17 protein-coding genes and 1 pseudogene are annotated in these 17,481 nt (G+C 43.4%); 10 read left to right on the top strand and 8 right to left on the bottom strand.

Features of this window, described 5'->3' with window-relative positions; translation table 11 throughout:
* From ACA086_RS10595 to ACA086_RS10560, 8 genes and pseudogenes are all read left to right on the top strand, one after another.
* Nucleotides 1-1,409 (top strand): annotated as a pseudogene (locus tag ACA086_RS10595) (hypothetical protein); the annotation flags it as partial.
* 4 nt (nucleotides 1,410-1,413) lie between these two features.
* Nucleotides 1,414-2,571 (top strand): gliding motility-associated C-terminal domain-containing protein, encoded by a 1,158-nt coding sequence (locus ACA086_RS10590; RefSeq protein ID WP_371003279.1) that lies wholly within the window; start codon nucleotides 1,414-1,416, stop codon nucleotides 2,569-2,571.
* Nucleotides 2,572-2,742: 171 nt separating this feature from the next.
* Complete coding sequence (locus ACA086_RS10585; protein WP_371003278.1) at nucleotides 2,743-3,477, top strand: M15 family metallopeptidase; 735 nt, start codon at nucleotides 2,743-2,745, stop codon at nucleotides 3,475-3,477.
* A gap of 30 nt (nucleotides 3,478-3,507) precedes the next feature.
* Nucleotides 3,508-4,272, top strand: a complete 765-nt coding sequence (locus tag ACA086_RS10580) for a M48 family metalloprotease (RefSeq protein WP_371003277.1) — start codon at nucleotides 3,508-3,510, stop codon at nucleotides 4,270-4,272.
* A 120-nt stretch (nucleotides 4,273-4,392) separates the two neighbouring features.
* On the top strand, nucleotides 4,393-4,560 hold the full coding sequence (locus ACA086_RS10575; RefSeq protein WP_371003276.1) for a DUF6747 family protein: 168 nt from the start codon (nucleotides 4,393-4,395) through the stop codon (nucleotides 4,558-4,560).
* Nucleotides 4,561-4,767: 207 nt separating this feature from the next.
* Nucleotides 4,768-6,285, top strand: a complete 1,518-nt coding sequence (gene gpmI, locus ACA086_RS10570) for a 2,3-bisphosphoglycerate-independent phosphoglycerate mutase (RefSeq protein WP_371003275.1) — start codon at nucleotides 4,768-4,770, stop codon at nucleotides 6,283-6,285.
* Nucleotides 6,286-6,309: 24 nt separating this feature from the next.
* On the top strand, nucleotides 6,310-7,128 hold the full coding sequence (gene map, locus ACA086_RS10565; protein WP_371003274.1) for a type I methionyl aminopeptidase: 819 nt from the start codon (nucleotides 6,310-6,312) through the stop codon (nucleotides 7,126-7,128).
* 15 nt (nucleotides 7,129-7,143) lie between these two features.
* Nucleotides 7,144-7,911, top strand: a complete 768-nt coding sequence (locus ACA086_RS10560; RefSeq protein WP_371003273.1) for a class I SAM-dependent methyltransferase — start codon at nucleotides 7,144-7,146, stop codon at nucleotides 7,909-7,911.
* On the opposite strand, the gene ACA086_RS10555 is transcribed toward ACA086_RS10560, so the two are convergent.
* The 8 genes from ACA086_RS10555 to ACA086_RS10520 form a co-directional block, all read right to left on the bottom strand.
* Nucleotides 7,912-8,940 carry an FAD:protein FMN transferase gene (locus ACA086_RS10555; RefSeq protein WP_371003272.1) on the bottom strand — a complete coding sequence of 343 codons (1,029 nt, stop codon included), beginning with the start codon at nucleotides 8,938-8,940 and terminating at the stop codon, nucleotides 7,912-7,914.
* Entirely contained in the window at nucleotides 8,918-9,274 is a 357-nt protein-coding gene (locus ACA086_RS10550; RefSeq protein WP_371003271.1) for a Na(+)-translocating NADH-quinone reductase subunit F, read from the bottom strand. The genes ACA086_RS10555 and ACA086_RS10550 overlap by 23 nt, the downstream gene beginning before the upstream one ends.
* A gap of 66 nt (nucleotides 9,275-9,340) precedes the next feature.
* Entirely contained in the window at nucleotides 9,341-10,648 is a 1,308-nt protein-coding gene (gene nqrF / locus ACA086_RS10545; protein WP_371003270.1) for an NADH:ubiquinone reductase (Na(+)-transporting) subunit F, read from the bottom strand.
* A gap of 2 nt (nucleotides 10,649-10,650) precedes the next feature.
* A complete protein-coding gene (gene nqrE / locus ACA086_RS10540) occupies nucleotides 10,651-11,391 on the bottom strand; it encodes an NADH:ubiquinone reductase (Na(+)-transporting) subunit E (RefSeq protein WP_371003269.1) in 741 nt (246 codons plus the stop codon).
* 21 nt (nucleotides 11,392-11,412) lie between these two features.
* Nucleotides 11,413-12,060 carry an NADH:ubiquinone reductase (Na(+)-transporting) subunit D gene (locus ACA086_RS10535; RefSeq protein ID WP_371003268.1) on the bottom strand — a complete coding sequence of 216 codons (648 nt, stop codon included), beginning with the start codon at nucleotides 12,058-12,060 and terminating at the stop codon, nucleotides 11,413-11,415.
* A 1-nt stretch (nucleotide 12,061) separates the two neighbouring features.
* Nucleotides 12,062-12,805 carry a Na(+)-translocating NADH-quinone reductase subunit C gene (locus ACA086_RS10530; RefSeq protein WP_369747125.1) on the bottom strand — a complete coding sequence of 248 codons (744 nt, stop codon included), beginning with the start codon at nucleotides 12,803-12,805 and terminating at the stop codon, nucleotides 12,062-12,064.
* A 3-nt stretch (nucleotides 12,806-12,808) separates the two neighbouring features.
* Entirely contained in the window at nucleotides 12,809-14,083 is a 1,275-nt protein-coding gene (locus ACA086_RS10525; RefSeq protein ID WP_371003266.1) for an NADH:ubiquinone reductase (Na(+)-transporting) subunit B, read from the bottom strand.
* Between the two features lie 2 nt (nucleotides 14,084-14,085).
* Complete coding sequence (locus ACA086_RS10520) at nucleotides 14,086-15,438, bottom strand: Na(+)-translocating NADH-quinone reductase subunit A (RefSeq protein ID WP_371003265.1); 1,353 nt, start codon at nucleotides 15,436-15,438, stop codon at nucleotides 14,086-14,088.
* Nucleotides 15,439-15,591: 153 nt separating this feature from the next.
* Between ACA086_RS10520 and ACA086_RS10515 the strand changes: the two genes are divergently transcribed.
* Complete coding sequence (locus tag ACA086_RS10515; RefSeq protein ID WP_371003264.1) at nucleotides 15,592-16,836, top strand: DUF5103 domain-containing protein; 1,245 nt, start codon at nucleotides 15,592-15,594, stop codon at nucleotides 16,834-16,836.
* Between the two features lie 221 nt (nucleotides 16,837-17,057).
* Nucleotides 17,058-17,444, top strand: coding sequence for a Co2+/Mg2+ efflux protein ApaG (gene apaG, locus ACA086_RS10510; RefSeq protein ID WP_129606892.1), 387 nt, complete (start codon nucleotides 17,058-17,060; stop codon nucleotides 17,442-17,444).
* The last annotated feature ends 37 nt before the right edge of the window (nucleotides 17,445-17,481 follow it).

The following is a 17,481-nucleotide window of genomic DNA, read 5'->3' as shown; positions in this document are numbered from 1 at the left end:
GAGCGGATGGAGCCGATGGTGTCGATGGCGCACAAGGACCACAAGGAGATCCCGGACCACAAGGAATACAAGGGGATCCCGGACCTCAGGGACCAGTTGGACCAGCAGGCGCAGACGGAGCCGATGGCGCACAAGGACCTCAAGGAATACAGGGAGATCCCGGACCGCAAGGGCCAGCAGGACCGGCAGGAGCGGATGGAGCCGATGGTCTCGATGGCGCACAAGGACCTCAAGGGGATCCTGGACCACAAGGTCCACAAGGAATACAAGGTGACCTCGGACCGCAAGGACCAGCCGGACCAGCAGGGACTGACGGAGCAGATGGTGCCGATGGTGCAGATGGCGCACAAGGGCCTCAGGGAAATCCCGGACCGCAAGGGCCAGCCGGACCCGCAGGAGCTGATGGGGCTGATGGTGCACAAGGACCACAAGGAGATCCAGGGCCGCAAGGACCACAAGGAATACAGGGAGACCCCGGACCTATGGGACCCGCAGGAGCTGATGGTGCAGACGGAGCTGATGGCGCTGATGGAGCACAGGGACCGCAAGGAGATCCCGGGCCACAAGGTCCGCAAGGAATACAAGGGGATCCCGGACCGCAAGGACCAGTTGGACCAATGGGACCAGCAGGGACTAACGGAGCTGATGGCGCACAAGGACCTCAGGGACCAATTGGACCGATGGGACCCGCAGGAGCAGACGGAGCTGATGGTACCGATGGCGCACAGGGACCGCAGGGGGATCCCGGGCCACAAGGTCCACAAGGAATACAAGGTGACCCCGGACCGCAAGGACCGCAAGGACCAGATACCATAACTAATTTAAGTCAGAATACAACATCAGGCATTATTTCTTACACAAATGAGGATACTACAATTCAGACTGCCAATGTGATATCCACGGATAGTAATAACAGCATAACCGTTGGATCAGATGGAGGTTCCTTTCTAAAAATAAATCTTGGTGGAAGATGGACGAATACTGATACGAGTACCAATCTTAACAACAATAATACTATAGCTCCTATTTTCGGAAATCAAGATTATAAGGATGGAGGAAATACCTTTTACGAAGTTATTGGGAATCTGATGATTGTAAAGGAAACAGGACGTTACGACATAAGGGCCAATTTGTCTTTAGAAGGCATTAATATTAGTGGTAACAGTAAACAAAGGACGAATGTAAACGCCAGAATAGCCGTTAATGGAACGGTCGTTGGTGCATTAGGAGCTTCAGGATATATAAGGTGGGCAAGCAATCACAATCATTCAAGTATCCACATTAGTGAAATCCTGCAACTCAACGCAAATGATGTAGTTACCATTGTTACATTCAGGGAAGCCAATAGTGGTGCTGTCCATTTTAGCGGAAGTGGTGAATCCAGTTTTATGATCAATAAACTGAAATAAAAAGATGAGATTCTACTATCTTCTTTCTTTCTTACTCTTTACTGCCCTGATACAGGGCCAGGAAGCAGTACATAATTTCGGTAGTTTACAAATTCACGGGAACACCAATGTTGGCTTCCATATGGATCTCGTAAACGATGGCACTTTTGATCAGAACACCGGCCTAGTTGGTTTTTACAGCGATCAGGACCCTTTAACTATTTCCGGTGCCTATATGCCCAATCTATTTGATACTGAAGTGGATGTAGGTGGTGGTTTGGTGCTGGAGACCACTGTTAACGTACTCAACAATGTAAACCTAATTACAGGGGATATAAAAACCTCAAAATCGGGCACAGCTATATATTCCAATTTCCTGGATGACGCCTTTTATGTCGGGGAGAGCAGTGTGTCCAAAGTTGACGGATACTCTGCCATAACAAACAAAAGTTCATTTGTGTTTCCAGTTGGTAATGAAGACCGACTGCGACCTCTGATCATAGAATCTCTGGCGACCAACGCCATGGCAAAATGCGCTTATTTCTTTGAAGATTCCAATAACTCGAAAACATTGAATCAGGACTTTAGTACCGGAAAAAAAGCGACTGAATTTATCTCGGTGAGTAATGCCGAATTCTGGCGCCTGGAAGGGAATATTCCGTCTAGGGTAACCCTCACATGGGATGACTACAGCAATGTAAGATCGCTCGGTGAATATCTTAACGAACTGAAAGTAGTGGGTTGGAGCAAGGCCGATAATCAATGGGTTAACTTAGGAAACTCACAAGTTGAGGGCGGTATGGCGTATGGATCTGTTACTTCAGAAGTATTTGTTCCCAATGATTATGAAATACTGACTATTGGAGGTAACAATGACAATCTTGAGATCTACTCTACAATCGATCTGGATAATTACTTTATGACTCCTAATGGAGATGGTACCAATGATAAATTAGTCCTTGAAGGAATTGATGAATCTCCTAATAACATCTTGGAAATTTTTAACAGGTATGGAGTATTGGTTTTTTCACAATCGAATTATCAAAACAACTTTGACGGGCAGTCGAATCGCGAAAGTGTGGTTAAAAAAGGAACCGGACTGGCATCAGGCATCTACTTCTACATCCTAACCATGCACGACCTTCGCCAGAAACACCAGGGCTATTTGTACATTTCAAACTAAAAAGTGAGCCATTAAGGACCTTTAATTGATATTGAAATAGTAAGGCGGATGAGTCACTCAGAAATTTTTCAAGAGTGATATCAGCTGAAAACTGTCGAATTTGTTTTAATTTAGGGAATAATCTTAAAAGAGTGAATTCAGCTCTTTCTAAATGTTATTGATTTTAATTTTATGAAAAAACTTACTTTTAATATACGCTTCTTCATCAGTATCTGCTTGTTGTTTTCAGCATATCACCAATCCTTTGCACAGGACGAAAAATACTCAATAGAAGAGTTGATGGGCAAAGCAGATATTGAATTGTTCGGCGAAGGCATTAATCTCCGGAAAGAAGCCCACGATGCTTTCCTCTCCATGAAAAAAGCGGCGTATCAGGATGGTATTGACATCGAAATTGTATCAAGCTTCAGGAGTTTTGACAGGCAACTCGCAATTTACGAACGGAAGTATTTGCAGTTTTCCGAAGATGAAGGGATGGAGCCTCTGCAAGCCATCGACAAGATAATAGAATACTCCACTATCCCGGGTACCAGCAGACACCACTGGGGTACAGATATCGATATCATCGACAGAAGTAAACCTAACCAAGGCGATGTTCTTGTTCCTTCGAAATTTGAAGAGGGAGGACCTTTTGAGGACCTTAAACTCTGGATGGACGAACACGCAAGTGAATATGGTTTTTACCTTGTTTACACTAAAGAACCCAAACGCAGAGGTTTTAAATATGAACCCTGGCATTACAGCTATGCGCCTCTTTCCGTTCCCATGTTAGAGGTCTTTCGAAAGAAAAACATCCTTCAGCTTCTGATTGAAGAGGAATTTTTGGGAAATGAATTCCTGACCACCGGGTTTATCAAAACCTATATCCGGGACAATATTCTCGATATCAACCCGGTACTCTTATAATGAGATAAAAGGATGGCTTAATTACAGAACATGAGAAGGGCAAACTGGAAATTAAGAATATTCATCGGCCTGGCCATCGTCGCCTTTGCAATGGTTCAACGCTGCAGTAACAAAGAGAAAAATCCTTATACAGGCAGGGTCCAGAACATCAATATGACAGCCGAACAGGAAATTGCTATTGGCTTACAAAGTACCCCCCAGATTGCTCAACAGTACGGCGGACTATACGGAGATGACCGCATGCAGGCCTATGTAGATGCGGTTGGAGATAAGCTTGTGCGAAATAGCATCGCCCGAGAAACACCTTACGAATACGAATTCCACCTCCTTGCCGACAATAAAACTATCAATGCCTTTGCCCTGCCAGGCGGGCAGATCTTCATTACCTATGCCCTCTTTTCTCAACTCAATGAAGCCCAGTTAGCCGGGGTCCTTGGACATGAAATAGGTCATGTTATCGGCAGGCATTCTGCAGAACGCATAGCCGAGAGCAATTTCTGGAAAACAGTGAGCATGGGAGCCCAGGTAGGAGCCGACGCTGGAAATATAGTTGGGAGTATCGGACAGAATACACTTCTTAAGAATGGACGGGGAGACGAACTGGAAAGTGATGATCTGGGCGTACTTTTTATGGTACGGTCCGGATATGAGCCCGAAGAAATGATCAGGGTAATGGAAATTTTAAAAGAAGCGGCCGGACCTAACCGGGCACCGGAATTCCAGAGTACCCATCCAGATCCCGACAATCGTATCGCCAGAATCAAAGAATCGATCAGAAAATACGAAGGCGGGTAATTGAGGTTATTAATCGATCAAAATTAGGTTCTTGTCCTTTTTTTTCTATCTTTGGATTTCTCCCAAGTCATATTTTGCCCCCGATTTAACCCCTTATAGCTTTAAGAACACTAAAACTATATGGGAACACTCACACACTTTAAAAACTTATACCAGCAAGCCTTTGATGACTGCAAACCAGAATATGTGGTCTTACTTTTAAAGGTGTATTCGGCATTTTGCGCATTAATGCTGCTGATGGCAGTTTATGCATTCTTGTACAGAGCTTTTACAGGTTTTGAATTCTAAGGCCCTTTTGCGAGAACACTAGGGTATTTTATATACTATGGAAAACCTCCGGATATATTCGGGGGTTTCTTTATTTATAGCTCGATGGGAATAGATACATTGTTAAAATCGTGAATACAAGAGTATCAGGGAAAAAGGGGACGTAAATGTGGCAATCCCCGTTAAATCGTGCTATTTTTGACAGATAATTGAAGTACCTCTATAAAAATGAATAAAAAAGTAATCCTTATGATCCTGGATGGCTGGGGTAAATCCCCTGATCCTAAGGTTTCGGCAGTGGATCAGGCCAATACTCCCTTTGTCAGTTCCCTTTACAACAAATATCCTAATAGTAATCTATTGACGGATGGAATGAATGTTGGATTACCAGACGGACAAATGGGAAACAGTGAAGTAGGACACATGAATCTTGGAGCTGGTCGAATTGTATATCAGGACCTTGCCAAGATCAACAAGGCGGTGAAAGAAGACCGTATGAAGGATGAAGCTGTAATCAGAGAAGCTTTTAATTATGCCAAAAAGAACGGACAAAGTGTCCATTTCCTGGGGCTTGTCAGTGATGGTGGGGTTCATAGCCACACCGATCACCTAAAAGGTCTGATCGACGCAGCTGAAGGCCATGATCTGAAAAATGTTTATATCCATGCCTTTACTGACGGACGTGATGTTGACCCCAGGAGTGGAAAAGGATTTATACGAGACCTGCAGGAATATTGCAAAGAAAAAAATACACAATTGGCCACCGTGATTGGGCGTTACTATGCCATGGACCGTGATAAACGCTGGGAACGTATAAAATTGGCATACGATCTGATGGTGCACGGGAAAGGCGAAAAAACTGCCGATCCTTCGCTTGCAATGCAAAAAAGTTACGACGATGGCCTTACAGACGAATTCCTCAAACCCATTGTGGTTACAGACAAGGGTGGTCAGGCACTGACAACCATCAAAGAAAATGATGTTGTCATATTTTTTAATTTCCGAACCGATCGAGGGCGGGAGCTTACCGAGGTCCTTTCACAAAAAGATCACCCAGACCATCAGATGAAGACCCTTGATCTGTATTATGTTACACTCACTAATTACGATGATTCTTTTAAAGGCATCAAAGTAGTTTATGGGAAAGAGAATCTCCGGGACACCCTGGGCGAAGTCCTCGCCAAGGCCGGAAAAAAACAAATCCGTATAGCAGAGACCGAAAAGTACCCCCACGTTACCTTTTTCTTCAATGGCGGACGGGAAGTTCCGTTTGAAGGTGAAAAACGTATTATGTGCCCTTCGCCAAAAGTAGCTACCTACGACCTTAAACCCGAGATGAGTGCTTATGAAATCAGGGATGCTATTCTTCCTGAATTAGAAAAGAAAGAAGCCGACTTTGTATGTCTGAATTTTGCAAACCCCGATATGGTAGGACATACCGGTATTATGGAAGCTGCAATCAAAGCGGTGGAAACAGTTGATAGTTGTGCCGAAGCGGTAGTGAAAAAAGGACTGGAACACGGATATAGCTCAATAATCATTGCTGATCACGGAAATTGCGATACGATGATCAATCCGGATGGCAGTCCAAACACTGCACACACCACCAACCCTGTGCCGCTGATCGTAGTAGACGAAGACATAAAAGAAGTAAAAGACGGCGTTCTTGGTGATATTGCACCTACAATTCTACATATGATGGGTATTGAAAAACCCGAGACGATGACTCAGAATTCACTAGTATAACGCATTTAGTGACCCCAGAAGCTTATGATTCAAGTAAAGACGGCAGAAGAAATTGAATTAATGCGTGAGAGCGCCTTAATTGTCTCCAGAACACTTGGCATGCTGGCCAAGGAAATCAGACCGGGTGTAACAGGTTTACACCTCGACAAACTGGCAGAAGAATTTATTAGGGACCACGGTGCCGAACCTGGTTTTCTGGGAATGTACGATTTCCCTAATACGCTCAATCTAAGTCCGAATGCCCAGGTGGTTCATGGAATTCCAAATAAAGAAGCTCTAAAAGACGGGGACATACTATCCGTTGATTGTGGAGCTTTGAAAAATGGATTTTATGGAGACCATGCCTACACCTTCGAAGTGGGTTCTGTAGATGAGGCAGCAAAAAAATTACTGAGGATATCCAAGGAATCGCTCTACAAGGGAATTGAACAATTCAGAATTGGCAACCGGGTGGGTGATGTGGCCTATGCCATCCAGCAGCATTGTGAGGCCGAAGGCTATGGAATTGTAAGAGAATTAGTAGGCCATGGCCTGGGCAGGGATTTACACGAATCACCCGAAATGCCTAATTACGGAAAAAGGGGAAGAGGGAAAAAATTTGTTGAAGGAATGGTCGTTGCGATTGAGCCTATGGTCAATATGGGAACACGCAGGATAAAACAACTCCGGGATGGCTGGACCATTTTGACCGCCGATGGAAAACCAAGTGCTCATTTTGAGCATGACGTTGCCCTGGTAAACGGTAAACCCGAACTCCTTTCCACCTTCCAATATATCTACGATGCCCTCGGAATCGTCAGTGATGAAGAAGATGCCTTTCGTGCCACTAAACTACAGCTCTAATGCTATTGGAAAAGGGTGAAAAAAGTCTTTAAATACATATTAAAACTATTTCCCCGCCCTCTTCTGATTAGAATGAGTTACTGGGTCAGACCCTTGCTGGCATTTGCGCTTAAGGGAAATCGATATACTGATCCTATTGATGGGAAGAGTTTCCGGAAATTTCTTCCCTACGGCTATGAAAAGCCACGTGAGAATGTCCTCTCTCCTTCTACGCTTTCCCTGGAAAGACACCGACTACTATGGCTTTACCTGAGTAGAGAAACCGATTTCTTCAGCAAAGCCTACAAGGTGCTGCATTTTGCCCCTGAACAGGCATTCTATCAGAGATTTCGTAAGCTGCAAAACCTAAATTACACAACTACAGATCTCAATTCTCCCCTGGCGGATGTTAAAGCTGACATTTGTGACCTTCCTTTTGAAGATAACAGTTTTGATATCATCCTGTGCAATCATGTCCTTGAACATATCCCTGATGACAAAAAGGCCATGTCAGAGCTCTTCCGCGTTTTGAAAAAGGGAGGATGGGGAATTTTTCAAATTCCGCAGGATCTCAATCGGGAAGTTACTTTTGAAGATGACAGTATTACCGATAAGAAAAAAAGAGCCGAGATTTTTGGCCAGTATGACCATGTGAGAATCTACGGCCGGGATTATTTTCAAAAACTTACAGAGGCCGGATTCAAGGTAGAACCTCTGCCATACGCCTCTCAGATGTCAGAAGAGGAGGTTGAGCGATTCCGCCTTGCAAAAAATGAAGTCGTACCCCTGGTACATAAACCCTGATCACTTCCTCACGCGTTCCAGAAATCCGGGGGTAAAAGATTCTTGCACTTCTCCATGTAGGTCTATATAAATAAGATATGCCTCAAGCTCCTTCTTTCCTTCAAGAAATACCATAGAACTGTCGAGTTCCATCGTCATGAATGCCGTTGCATAGGCATCGGCAAGAGCACAATTGGAAGCGATCACGCTGGCCGCAAGGACATTTGAATTCCTTGTAAATCCGGATTTAGGATCGATGGTATGAACGAATTTTTCTCCTGTGAGGGAATCTATCCTGAACTTCCGGTAATTACCTGACGAAGCCAGGGCTTCATCCCTTAGGTTGAGTGTAATCTTTAGTCGGCGTCCGTGTTCCACCTGAGGATCGTCTATGCCAACCACCCATGGTTGCTCTTTAAGTTCGTTAATTCCTTTTGCAACAATCTCCCCTCCTACTTCAACGAGATAATTTTCAATTTGGTTTTGATCCAGCATCACCGCTAACCTGTCTATAGCATATCCCTTTGCAATCGCATTAAAGTCGAGTTGCATCTCCGGATATTTTTTCCTGATTTGATTGTCAGCTGTAAGTTCAATCTTATCTAAGCCCACAAACATCTTAAGCCTGTTTACTTCGGCGCTGTCCATTGTTATTGCCTGCCCCGGCCCGAATCCCCATGCATTGACCAGGATACCTACCGTTGGATCAAAATATCCGTTTGTGGTATGGTACACTTCACGAGATAAGGCCAGGACTTCCCTGAACATCTCATCCACGACTACAGTGGAATCTCCTCTGTTGATCCTTGAAATATCAGAATCGGGAATATAGGTCGACATGGACTGGTTCACCACCCGGAAAACCGAATCGATCTGTCGCTGGAGATTTAGGGTGTCTTTTGATATGTAAATAATGGAGTAGGTAGTTCCCAGAGCCTCTCCTAATTCGGTGTTTTTAATCCATCTTTCCTCCTTACCGCAGCCAATCAGGGTAAGGGCTATCCCCAGAAGGAGAAACAGCAGGAAATTATATTTCAATGAGACCTTCATAGTGTACCATGTATTCTTGATTCAGCAAAACCGGATGATCCCTGTTGGCCGCATTGGAAATACCAACACCTGCATAATAGGTACGTGCTTCAAATTTCAGGGCGTGTTCTTTTACTGTAGCCATGAGATCTTTATCGTATTCTGAAGGGTTTTCCGGATAAGGAATATTCCGCACTACAATAAAATGCAATTCTTTATCCTTCAGACACACAAATTGCGGGTTTTTCCGGAGCTTGCTGTTAACCCCCATAAATTCAAAACCCTCGGCCTCCAGTTCTTTCCCCACTATGTTCATGGCGAGGTTATGCAGTTCTTGTTCCGTAAGTTCTTTCATCTTGTACAGGATAAAAAAACCGATATCGTGGGATATCGGTTTTAGTTGTATACATTGAATAATACCTTATCCTCCGAAGTCGTCGAATCGGATATTTTCATCAGGTATTCCAAAATCCTCTCCCATTTTTTGAACTGCCTTGTTCATCAGTGGAGGACCACAAAAATACAGCTCAATATCTTCCGGGGTTTCGTGCTTGCTCAGGTAATTATCGATCACACAATTGTGAATAAAACCGACAAAGCCATCACCGGGAGCATCCAGGTCTTCTTTTACCTTCCAGTTATCTTCTTCCAAAGGCTCGGATAAAGCCATATAGAATTTGAAATTTGGAAATTCTTCTTCCAGTCTTTTAAAATGGTCTATATAGAACAGTTCTCTTTTAGAGCGTCCCCCGTACCAGTAGGTCACTTTCCTATTGGTTTTAAGCGTTTTGAAAAGGTGATACAAATGCGATCGCATTGGCGCCATCCCTGCTCCTCCTCCAACGTAGAGCATTTCTGCTTCAGATTCATTGATAAAGAATTCGCCATAAGGTCCTGAAATGGTAACCTTATCTCCCTCTTTTTGGGCGAAGATATATGATGAAGCTACTCCGGGATTTACATCCATCCAGCCATTCTTGGCCCTATCCCAGGGTGGAGTTGCAATCCGGACATTCAACATGATCTCCCTTCCCTCAGCTGGATAGGATGCCATGGAATACGCCCGTTCTACCACTTCTGTATTCTTCATCACCAAAGGCCAGAGATTGAATTTATCCCATTCAGTCTGAAATTTATCAGGAGTTTCATGCTCTTCGGGATGTGCGGTAATATCGATATCGGAATACTTAATCTCGCAGGGGGGGATTTCAATCTGGATATATCCCCCAGCCTTGTAATTCATATCCTCCGGAATTTCTACTACAAATTCCTTAATGAAGGAAGCTACGTTGTAATTTCGAACGACAGTTCCTTCCCATTTCTTTATCCCAAAAACCTCTTCAGGTATGGTAATATTCATATCCTGCTTCACCTTCACCTGGCAGGCGAGTCTTGCTCCTTCATTGAGTTCTCTCTTTGAAAAATGAGGCGTTTCTGTAGGCAGGGCTTCTCCTCCTCCCGACAATACGTGACATTCACACTGGATACAGGTTCCACCTCCGCCACAGGCCGAGGGAAGGAAAATTTTCTGATTTCCCAGGGTGGACAAAAGTGAACTCCCGGATGCCACTTCAACTTGTTTTTCCCCATTAATAGTAATGGTAACAGGACCTGAAGGGGATAATTTTTCTTTAGTAAAAAGTAAAAGGGCAACCAAAAGTAATAACAGCACCAGGAAGGCTATTACTGTGATCAATATGGTACCTAAAGTACTTGTAGCTAAAATCATGCTTATTCTTTTTCTATAGCGTTATAGGTAACGGTATTCTGTGCCGTTTCCTCTTCCAATTTTTTCTTTTCCTCTTCCTCCTGCTGTGCAGTAGTATCTTCAGCCGCAACAGGAACCTCATCGCCCCCGGTTAGCATCCCTCCAAAACTCATAAAGCCAATCGCCATAAGGCCTGTAATGATAAAGGTAATCCCCAGGCCTCTTAAGGGTGGTGGCACATTGGAGTACCTGATTTTTTCACGGATGGCCGCAATAGCGAGGATGGCTAAAAACCAGCCGATCCCAGAACTAAGTCCGTAGTTAAAGGCCAGTCCGAGAGAGGAAATTTCCCTGGCCTGCATAAATAATGACCCGCCAAGAATTGCACAGTTTACTGCAATAAGTGGCAAAAATATTCCAAGGGAATTATAAAGTGCCGGAGAAAATTTTTCCACGACAATTTCTACGAGTTGAACCATAGTCGCTATAGTAGCAATAAAGAGTATAAAGGAGAGAAAGCTCAGGTTGTAATCTGCATATTCTGGTCCTAACCAGGCAAGGGCACCATCTCTGAGTAAATATTGATCCAGGAGCCAGTTCAAAGGAACCGTTACGGCAAGGACAAAAATTACTGCGGCACCAAGACCTACTGCCGTAGTCACCTTTTTGGATACGGCCAGATAGGAACACATCCCCAGGAAGGTTGCGAATACCATGTTGTCAATAAAAATCGACTTAAAAAATAATTCTGTGTGCTCTAACATATTTCGTGTTTAAAAGCTGGTTTAATTTTCTTCTATCAAGGCCGGGTTACGCGTTCGTTGTACCCAGATTAAAATTCCTACTACGATAAGGGCCATGGGAGACAATAGCATAAAGCCGTTGTTTTCGTATCCAATTGCATAAAGGCCGGTCTTTTCAATGGGGTTACCCAAAACGGCGTATCCGAGTAAGGTACCTGAACCCAGTAATTCCCTGAAAAAGCCAACGATAATTAAAATAATACCGTACCCGGCAGCATTTCCGATACCGTCTAGGAAGGATCTTTTAACTCCATTCCCCAAAGCAAATGCTTCAAACCTCCCCATGATGATACAGTTGGTGATGATAAGTCCGACAAACACCGCCAGGGTTTTACTCAAAGTATAGGCATAAGCTTTCAGCACCTGATCCACGACAATCACCAAAGCGGCCACAACGACCAGTTGCACGATAATCCTTATTTTGGATGGAATCACATTCCGTAACAGAGAGATGACCACATTCCCAAGGCCCATTACAAATACAACCGACAGGGCCATAACAATGGATGCTTTGAGTTCCGCTGTGATCGCCAGGGCAGAACAGATACCAAGTACCTGAATAGTAATAGGATTATTATCCGCCAGAGGATCTAATATTAGTTTGGAATCTTTTTTGGAAAGTATTGCCATCTTATTGAGTTCTTATTGATTCAAAATAGTCCTTGTATAGAGTCACCGTCTTAGAGATCATCGCTGAGACTCCATTCCCGGTTATAGTCGCTCCTGCAAGAGCATCTACCTCATTGTCGTCTTTAATGTTATTCACAGGATCATTATTCCCTTTAATCACCTTAATGCCTGCATAATTTGAGCCGTTCAGGATACTTTCTCCTGTAAAATCGTCCATGAAATAACGTTGCTTGATATTGGCACCCAGACCGGGAGTTTCAGCCTTATGATCAAAATACACGCCTTGTACGACCATATTTTTATCCAGAGCCATAAATCCCCAGATCGCATCCCACAGTCCTTTGCCGTACATCGGAACGATGTAGAAGGTTTCTCCGTCTTTATCTCCAACATAAACAGGCAACTGAGGAGTTGCTCCATTCTTTAATTTATCCAGTTCTTTTTTGAGATCGATCAAATATGCCTCATCGTTTTCCGTGATCTTATCCCCTTCAATTACTAATTGTTTGGTGATATAGGTCTTGAACTCCTGTTCTACCACATCTGCCGGTACAAAATTTACGCTGCCTTCATCTTCATTTTCATTGACGCCCATCGCGTAAAGTATATTCTGTTGCTTTTCGAAGCGCTCATTCTCTTTGATCTTCCCACTAAGGGCAGAGGCCAGATAAGCCAGAATAGTACCCACCACAATAACCATTGCACAGGCAAAAAGTACAGTGTATAAATTATTTTCTTTATTCATGAGCTATATGGTTTCAACTTTAAGCGCAGCCTCTTTTTCTTCTGTATCCTTTGGCAGGATCACTGCATTCTTAAATCGTTTTAATCTCCTTCTGACATTGCCTCGAACTACGTAATGATCTATGGTTGGTGCAAATACGTTCATCAATAAAATGGCGAGGAATACACCTTCAGGGTAAGCCGGATTAAATACGCGGATCATAACCGAAATAAATCCGATCAAGAAGCCGTAAATCCATTTACCCCTGTTTGTCTGTGAACCAGTCACCGGGTCGGTAGCCATATAGACAATCCCGAAAGCGAGTCCGCCCACGATCAGATGTTTCCAGAAATCAAAACTCATCAGTCCGTAGAATTTACTTGTTTCCGTGATCCAGCCCGCATCAACTACGCCATTGAAAATAAGACCCATTGCCAGGGCACCTGCCACGGCACTTACCATGATCCTCCAACTGGCGATCTTACTAAAGATCAGAAATAGCCCTCCCAGCAAGATGAGGAAGGCTGAGGTTTCACCTACTGAACCCGGAATAAATCCAAAGAACATATCAGAAACCGTGTAGGAAAACTGGTCTCCTCCATTCTGGGCCAGATACCCTAAAATGGTTTCTCCGGAAATTGCATCGGGAGTTCCTGCCCTTTCCATTCCCTCATAGACCCATACCTTGTCTCCACTCATCCAGGTAGGATAGGCAAAGAAAAGGAAGGCACGAATGGTTAAGGCCGGATTGAGGATATTCATCCCTGTACCTCCAAACACTTCTTTTCCTATAACCACACCAAATACTACGGCAACCGCCAGCATCCATAGTGGAGTGTCGATAGGGACAATGAGGGGCACAAGCATACCTGTCACCAGATATCCTTCTTCCACCTCATGACCCTTTATCACAGCAAAAATAAATTCAACCAATAGTCCTACCCCGTAGGAGACTACTACAAGGGGTAAAACTTTAATAATTCCGATCCAGAAGTTATCCCAGGTGATAAAGTCGTTCCAAACTGAAAAGTTTTCCGGAAATCCATTGACAGCTGAATAATGCTGGTAACCTGCATTGAACATGGAAAATAACAGAACCGGAATCAATGCCATGATCACAGTATTCATCGTCCGTTTCAAATCATCCGCCGCCCTGATGTGACTGCCAGAATGTGTAGTTTCATCCGGGGTAAATAAAAAGGTGTGGAAGGCGTTAAAAGCCGGCGCCATCTTTTTATCCCGGAAATGATGTTTCAGGATGTGCAATCTCTTTTTAAACGTCAGTCTCTTGTCTCTCATTCTTATCCAATTTCTTTGTGTAATAAGTCCAATCCTTCTCTAATGATCTGCTGGTGTGGTTGTTTTGAAATACAAATAAATTCAGTCAGGGAAAAGTCTTCCGGGATCACTTCGTACAAGCCCAGTTGCTCCATTTCATCCAGGTCTTTAACCATACAGGCTTTTAAAAGCTGCAGGGGGTAGATATCCATTGGAAATACCTCTTCGTATTGCCCCGTTACCACAAAAGCCCTGTGCTCTCCGTTGGTATTGGTATCAAGGTCGTATTTTTTCTTTGGCTGAAACCAGGAGAATGTCAGTGCTCTGGTAGTTGAAATTTTGTCAAACACAGGTTTATTCCATCCAAACAATTCGTAATCATCGCCCTCAGGGATGGCTGATACCGTCGAGTTGTAAAAACCAAGATGACCGTCCTGACGGGTTTTAGATCCCGTTAGAACATCTCCGTTAATAACCCTAAAATTCTTATCGTTGACTCCGCTTGCATAAAGGAAAGTAGCTACCTCCGCTCCTATTCTGGTTTTATAATACTGTGGCTTTTTAATCGAAGATCCTGCCAGGGCAATCAGGCGTTCGGCATTAAACTTCCCTGTGAGCAGGGCCTCACCGATGATGACCAGGTCTGCTGCACCTACAGTCCAAACTCTTTCTCCTTTGTTTATCGGATCTATTTTATTGATCTGAGTCCCCACCAATCCTGCCGGATGTGGGCCAGATACCTTATGCAATTCTATTCCATCCATAGCAGCGAAAATAGAATTACCGGAAGCTTTTACGGAAACATGAACCGACCCGGGTGTTAGTTTCCCGAGGGCGGTAAGTGCCGCCTGAATTTCTTTTTCCCGTCCAGCAAGTACATATTCCATATCCGCAGCCAGGGGACCGGTATTGAAGCCGGAGATAAAAACCGACTTTGGTGTCGTTTCAGGATCTGCAATCAGATCATAAGGTCTTTGCTTGATAAATGGCCAGCATCCTGATTGCAACAAAAAGCTTTTTAATTCGGCTCCTGAAACTTTATCCAGCTCAGGTGTTTTATGTGTTATACTTTCCTGTTCTTTGTCAGCAAGTATTTTTATTCTCAGGATTCTTCTTCTTGCCCCGCGTTCAATTTCAATAAGCTCCCCACTGACAGGGGAGACGAACATCATGGATTCAACTTTCTTATTGTAAAACAGGGGTTCGCCGGCTTTCACTTCTGCACCTTCTTTTACTATCATTTTTGGCGTCATGCCGTGAAAGTCAGAAAGGTTTATGGCGTATACATTGCTCAGTGCGGCTTTGGAAGTCGTAGGTTCCGCGGCACCTACCAGGTTGATATTTAACCCCTTTTTAATTCGAATGTCTTTTGACATGAAACAGAACCCTTTTATGGTTATAAAAATTTGCCCAAAAATACCACTTAAAAGAAAGTTTTCATAATTATTGCCTATAAATTTGGGCATTACACCGATGTGACTTTCGTGGGCATGGTTTTTGTTTACCTTTGGTTCAAATTTAGCCTGATAATGCGCCTAAATCTTAAACAATTTATTTTCTGCTTGGTTGTAGTTCAGGGTTTTACCCAGGTTCAAGAGGAAGTGAATCCTCCTGAAAATATAAAAACTATTATTTTCAAAGGGGCAACCGAAGAACAATTTCCGGTGATTCAGTTAGGGGATCAGCTATTCCTGGAATTCGACGACCTTCTTGCAACAGAACAGGACTACTATTATTCTATTGTGCATTGTAATTATGACTGGACAAAGTCACAACTTTTAAAGTCCCAGTACCTGAGCGGGATGGATAACCAACGTATCATCAATTACGAAAATAGCTACAACACCCTTCAACCCTATTCCAACTACCAGCTCACCATTCCAAATGCCAACGTCAGGCTAAAAGTAAGTGGAAACTATATACTTGAGGTATATAACAGTTCATACCAATTACAGTTTTCGAGACGATTTGTCGTATATCGGGACCTGGTAAATGTAGGTGCTGTGGTCAAAAGATCGCGGGATTTCAATTTTCTTGACGAGCGTCAATCGGTTCAATTTGAGATCAATTCAGCAGGCTTTCCCTGGGTCAATCCTATAAAAGAGATTAAAGTAGCCATTATTCAGAATTACCAGTGGCATTCGATGTTACAGAATATCAGGCCACAGTATGTTCTGGGCAATTCTTTGGTATATAAATATGATAAGGAGACAAGCTTTTTAGGGGGGAACGAATTCCTAAATTTTGATACCAGTGATCTGAGAGCGCCAACGGCGGCCATTTCGAGGATCGAATTTGAGGATCTGTACCAGCATTACCTCTTCCCAGATATTTTCAGATACGATAGGGAGTACACCTATTTCCCTGATATCAATGGCGACTTTCTTATCAGAACCCTGCAGGGGGAAGAAGTTTCACGCGAAGCAGAATACACGGAAGTTCACTTTACGTTACCGTATACAGAACGCCTTGGCCTTGACGAGGTTTTTATCTATGGGAAGTTTAATAATTATGCCCTGGAAGAGGAAAATAAAATGAGCTATAATGAAACCACTGGGAATATGGAAGCTACCCTTCTCCTTAAGCAGGGTTTCTACAACTACTCTTATGCGTTAAAACGAGCAGATGGACAGGTAGATCTCAATGCGGTAGGCGGCAATTTTCACTTTACCGAAAACAGTTATCTGATCCTGGTATACTACAGGGATTTCGGGGACCTTTACGACGGAATCATCGGGATAGGTACTGCAAATTCGAGCACTATTACAAACTAGGATATTCAGGTTGAGCAGGGAAAATTACCGCTACACCGAATATTTTTTATAAATCTACCGGCCATTGGGCATATTTATTATCTTGCCTGGTACAAGTTTCCTGATTAACAGGATATTTCTATTTCGATTGAAAACCATATCTTTTGACACCTTAAAATAGGTGAAGCTCAGGAAGCCAATCGCTTAAAGAAACAAACAGAAGAACTATAGAAGACGTGAAGATGATTACACAGGTTACCAAAGGGATAAAAATTTCTGTTGCGACAAGTTTTGAAGGTACTTTCTTTAAAAACTATAAAACGCATTTCGCCTTCGGATATACAATAAGTATAGAAAATCAGAGCAAACACTCTGTACAACTCACTTCTCGTCATTGGCAGATCTTCGATGCCCTGAACGAGATGGAAATTCTCGATGGAGAAGGTGTAATAGGCAAAAAACCGGTAATCAAACCAGGGCAGTCTCACACCTATAGTTCCGGGTGTCTGTTATCATCTCCTATCGGCTCAATGAAGGGCTATTTTAACATGGTTAATTTTACGACCACAGAGAAATTCAGGGTCTACGTTCCCGTATTTAAATTCAGTGCTCCATTTGCCTTAAATTAAGTCATTTTTCCCTCTCTAAGTATTTTATAAAGCTTCC

This window comes from Muriicola sp. E247, assembly GCF_041358175.1.
Classification (GTDB): Bacteria; Bacteroidota; Bacteroidia; order Flavobacteriales; family Flavobacteriaceae; genus Muriicola.
Note: the sequence above shows the minus strand (reverse complement) of the source record. Positions and strands in the feature narration are given on the sequence as shown.